The following is a 5,321-nucleotide window of genomic DNA, read 5'->3' as shown; positions in this document are numbered from 1 at the left end:
TCGTGGAAGGATGTTCCGGCGGTGTCCTACTCTCCCACACCCTGTCGGGTGCAGTACCATCGGCGCTGGCAGGCTTAGCTTCCGGGTTCGGAATGGGACCGGGCGTTTCCCTGCCGCTATGGCCGCCGTAACTTTATGAAACTGTTCACGTGGCGCAACCGTTGTGGRGGTTGCGGCGCGGGCGTGTGTTGTTTCAGATACTGCACAGTGGACGCGTAGCTTCTTTGTTGGTAAGTCCTCGGCCTATTAGTACCGGTCACCTTCACACGTTGCCGTGCTTCCAGTTCCGGCCTATCAACCCCATGGTCTGTGGGGGGCCTTAACCACTCGGGGGTGGTGAGAAACCTCATCTTGGAACGGGCTTCCCGCTTAGATGCTTTCAGCGGTTATCCCTTCCGAACGTAGCTAACCAGCGGTGCCCTTGGCAGGACAACTGGCACACCAGAGGTTCGTCCGTCCCGGTCCTCTCGTACTAGGGACAGCCTTCCTCAAGTTTCTGACGCGCGCGGCGGATAGAGACCGAACTGTCTCACGACGTTCTAAACCCAGCTCGCGTGCCGCTTTAATGGGCGAACAGCCCAACCCTTGGGACCTACTCCAGCCCCAGGATGCGACGAGCCGACATCGAGGTGCCAAACCATCCCGTCGATATGGACTCTTGGGGAAGATCAGCCTGTTATCCCCGGGGTACCTTTTATCCGTTGAGCGACACCGCTTCCACTTGCCGGTGCCGGATCACTAGTCCCGACTTTCGTCCCTGCTCGACATGTCTGTCTCACAGTCAAGCTCCCTTGTGCACTTGCACTCGACACCTGATTGCCAACCAGGCTGAGGGAACCTTTGGGCGCCTCCGTTACATTTTGGGAGGCAACCGCCCCAGTTAAACTACCCACCAGGCACTGTCCCTGAACCAGATCATGGTCCGAGGTTAGAAGTCCAATACGATCAGAGTGGTATTTCAACGACGACTCCCACGACACTGGCGTGCCGTTTTCACAGTCTCCCACCTATCCTACACAAACCGTACCGAACACCAATACCAAGCTATAGTGAAGGTCCCGGGGTCTTTTCGTCCTGCCGCGCGTAACGAGCATCTTTACTCGTAATGCAATTTCGCCGAGTCTGTGGTTGAGACAGCAGAGAAGTCGTTACGCCATTCGTGCAGGTCGGAACTTACCCGACAAGGAATTTCGCTACCTTAGGATGGTTATAGTTACCACCGCCGTTTACCGGGGCTTAAATTCTCAGCTTCGCGTCCCGAGGGGCGCTAACCGGTCCTCTTAACCTTCCGGCACCGGGCAGGCGTCAGTCCGTATACATCGTCTTACGACTTCGCACGGACCTGTGTTTTTAGTAAACAGTCGCTTCTCTCTGGTCTCTGCGACCACACCCAGCTCGGACCGCGAGGGTCGTCACCGGACGTGGTCCCCCTTCTCCCGAAGTTACGGGGGCATTTTGCCGAGTTCCTTAACCACAGTTCTCTCGATCGCCTCGGTATTCTCTACCTGACCACCTGTGTCGGTTTGGGGTACGGGCCGTGTATCAACTCACTAGAGGCTTTTCTCGGCAGCAYAGGATCACTGAATTCACCTCAATCGGTTACGCATCACCTCTCAGGCACGTGTTGTGCGGATTTGCCTACACAACGCCCTACAGGCTTACACCAGTACAACCACTGACTGGCCCAGCTACCTTCCTGCGTCACCCCATCGCTTGACTACTACCAGCCGGGGTCGTGTGCAGCCCCTCGCTCGAGACCCGAAGGTCTTCTCGGAGGTTTTGGACACTTAGCACAACTGATTCGTCATGGGCGCGGATACACGGGTACGGGAATATCAACCCGTTGTCCATCGACTACGCCTGTCGGCCTCGCCTTAGGTCCCGACTCACCCTGGGCGGATTAACCTGGCCCAGGAACCCTTGGTCATTCGGCGGACGAGTTTCTCACTCGTCTTTCGCTACTCATGCCTGCATTCTCACTCCCACACCCTCCACCACTGGATCACTCCGTGGCTTCCCTGGATGCAGGACGCTCCCCTACCCACCCGAACCACTGCGCACCCGACCGGGGTCGGATGCGGATGTCTATGTTCGAGTGCCGCGGCTTCGGCGGTGTACTTGAGCCCCGCTACATTGTCGGCGCAGGATCACTTGACCAGTGAGCTATTACGCACTCTTTCAAGGGTGGCTGCTTCTAAGCCAACCTCCTGGTTGTCTTCGCGACCCCACATCCTTTTCCACTTAGTACACGCTTAGGGGCCTTAGCCGGCGATCTGGGCTGTTTCCCTCTCGACTACGAAGCTTATCCCCCGCAGTCTCACTGCCACGTTCTCACACACCGGCATTCGGAGTTTGGCTGATTTCGGTAAGCTTGTGGGCCCCCTAGACCATCCAGTAGCTCTACCTCCGGTGTGAAACACGTGACGCTGCACCTAAATGCATTTCGGGGAGAACCAGCTATCACGGAGTTTGATTGGCCTTTCACCCCTACCCACAACTCATCCCCTCAGTTTTCAACCTAAGTGGGTTCGGGCCTCCACGACGTCTTACCGTCGCTTCACCCTGGCCATGGGTAGATCACTCCGCTTCGGGTCTAGAACACGCGACTGGAACGCCCTATTCGGACTCGCTTTCGCTACGGCTACCCCACACGGGTTAACCTCGCCACATGCCACTAACTCGCAGGCTCATTCTTCAAAAGGCACGCCATCACCCACCACAGCAAGCTGTGCGTAGGCCCTGACGGATTGTAAGCGCACGGTTTCAGGTACTATTTCACTCCCCTCCCGGGGTACTTTTCACCTTTCCCTCACGGTACTAGTCCGCTATCGGTCACCAGGGAGTATTCAGGCTTACCGGGTGGTCCCGGCAGATTCACAGCAGATTTCACGGGCCCGCTGCTACTCGGGCACCCACTACAACAGGGCACGTGTTTTCGTCTACGGGACTCTCACCCTCTACGACAGGCCGTTCCAGACCACTTCGACTAACACGAACCTTTCTGACTGTTGCTCGCCACGGCAGTGACAAGAAAGTGAGCCCCACAACACCACACGGACAACCCCTGCCGGGTATCACATCCGCATGGTTTAGCCTCATCCGCTTTCGCTCGCCACTACTCACGGAATCACAATTGTTTTCTCTTCCTGTGGGTACTGAGATGTTTCACTTCCCCACGTTCCCTCCACACACCCTATATATTCAGGTGCGGGTAACACGACATCACTCGTGCTGGGTTTCCCCATTCGGAAATCCTCGGATCTCAGCTCGGTTGACAGCTCCCCGAGGCTTATCGCAGCCTCCTACGTCCTTCATCGGCTCCTGGTGCCAAGGCATCCACCGTACGCTCTTAAACACTTACTAACAAAGATGCTCGCGTCCACTGTGCAGTTCTCAAACAACACACAAGACCGAACCCTGACTCAGCACCAGCCGAGGATCCGAAAACCCTCGCGGTATGACTGAAGACCCAGCCTTGTCGTTATCTTGCCCAAGAGGAAACACTCGCGTGTTCTCTCAGGACCCAACAGYGTGTCGATATATTCACCGCGACCAATCACCGAGGATTGATCGAATACGGGGAAACCTGTCAGCGTTCCACCCATGAGCATCCGCAGCCCCACAGACGGGGACTCAACGGTCTCTGGCACCAGCGTTTACCTTCCCCGACTGTTCGGGGTGCCGTGCAGAAGTGCTCCTTAGAAAGGAGGTGATCCAGCCGCACCTTCCGGTACGGCTACCTTGTTACGACTTCGTCCCAATCGCCAATCCCACCTTCGACGGCTCCCTCCCACAAGGGGTTAGGCCACCGGCTTCGGGTGTTACCGACTTTCATGACGTGACGGGCGGTGTGTACAAGGCCCGGGAACGTATTCACCGCAGCGTTGCTGATCTGCGATTACTAGCGACTCCAACTTCACGGGGTCGAGTTGCAGACCCCGATCCGAACTGAGACCGGCTTTAAGGGATTCGCTCCACCTCACGGTATYGCAGCCCTCTGTACCGGCCATTGTAGCATGTGTGAAGCCCTGGACATAAGGGGCATGATGACTTGACGTCGTCCCCACCTTCCTCCGAGTTGACCCCGGCAGTCTCTCACGAGTCCCCGCCATTACGCGCTGGCAACATAAGATAAGGGTTGCGCTCGTTGCGGGACTTAACCCAACATCTCACGACACGAGCTGACGACAGCCATGCACCACCTGTACACCGACCACAAGGGGGCCTACATCTCTGCAGGTTTCCGGTGTATGTCAAACCCAGGTAAGGTTCTTCGCGTTGCATCGAATTAATCCACATGCTCCGCCGCTTGTGCGGGCCCCCGTCAATTCCTTTGAGTTTTAGCCTTGCGGCCGTACTCCCCAGGCGGGGTACTTAATGCGTTAGCTACGGCACGGATCCCGTGGAAGGAAACCCACACCTAGTACCCACCGTTTACGGCGTGGACTACCAGGGTATCTAATCCTGTTCGCTACCCACGCTTTCGCTTCTCAGCGTCAGTTACTTCCCAGAGACCCGCCTTCGCCACCGGTGTTCCTCCTGATATCTGCGCATTTCACCGCTACACCAGGAATTCCAGTCTCCCCTGAAGTACTCAAGTCTGCCCGTATCGCCTGCAAGCTCACAGTTGAGCTGTGAGTTTTCACAGACGACGCGACAAACCGCCTACAAGCTCTTTACGCCCAGTAATTCCGGACAACGCTCGCACCCTACGTATTACCGCGGCTGCTGGCACGTAGTTGGCCGGTGCTTCTTCTACTCCTACCGTCACTCTCGCTTCGTCGGAGTCGAAAGAGGTTTACAACCCGAAGGCCGTCATCCCTCACGCGGCGTCGCTGCATCAGGCTTTCGCCCATTGTGCAATATTCCCCACTGCTGCCTCCCGTAGGAGTCTGGGCCGTGTCTCAGTCCCAGTGTGGCCGGTCACCCTCTCAGGTCGGCTACCCGTCGTCGCCTTGGTGGGCCGTTACCCCACCAACAAGCTGATAGGCCGCGGGCCCATCTCGCACCGATAAATCTTTCCACCCACCAGCATGCACCAGCAGGTCCTATCCGGTATTAGACCCAGTTTCCCAGGCTTATCCCGAAGTACGAGGCAGATCACCCACGTGTTACTCACCCGTTCGCCGCTCGTGTACCCCGAAGGGCCTTACCGCTCGACTTGCATGTGTTAAGCACGCCGCCAGCGTTCGTCCTGAGCCAGGATCAAACTCTCCGTTGAAGACTCACAACCACACCCCCGAAAGGGTGCAATCAAAAGTATTTGAACCAGAGTCCGAAAACCCAGCAAAACAAAACGCCAACACAAAACATGTTGACTA

At 56.8% G+C, this 5,321-nt stretch carries 3 rRNA genes; all 3 read right to left on the bottom strand.

Features of this window, described 5'->3' with window-relative positions:
- Nucleotides 1-13 precede the first annotated feature (13 nt).
- A 5S ribosomal RNA gene (gene rrf / locus AB4Y89_RS24240) occupies nucleotides 14-130 on the bottom strand.
- 96 nt (nucleotides 131-226) lie between these two features.
- Nucleotides 227-3,363: ribosomal RNA gene (locus AB4Y89_RS24235) — 23S ribosomal RNA — on the bottom strand.
- A gap of 339 nt (nucleotides 3,364-3,702) precedes the next feature.
- Nucleotides 3,703-5,221: ribosomal RNA gene (locus tag AB4Y89_RS24230) — 16S ribosomal RNA — on the bottom strand.
- The 16S, 23S and 5S rRNA genes sit together here, the layout of an rRNA operon.
- Between the last annotated feature and the right edge of the window lie 100 nt (nucleotides 5,222-5,321).

Origin of the sequence: Terriglobus sp. 2YAB30_2, assembly GCF_052114765.1 — a bacterium.
Taxonomy (GTDB): domain Bacteria; phylum Acidobacteriota; class Terriglobia; order Terriglobales; family Acidobacteriaceae; genus Terriglobus.
Note: the sequence above shows the minus strand (reverse complement) of the source record. Positions and strands in the feature narration are given on the sequence as shown.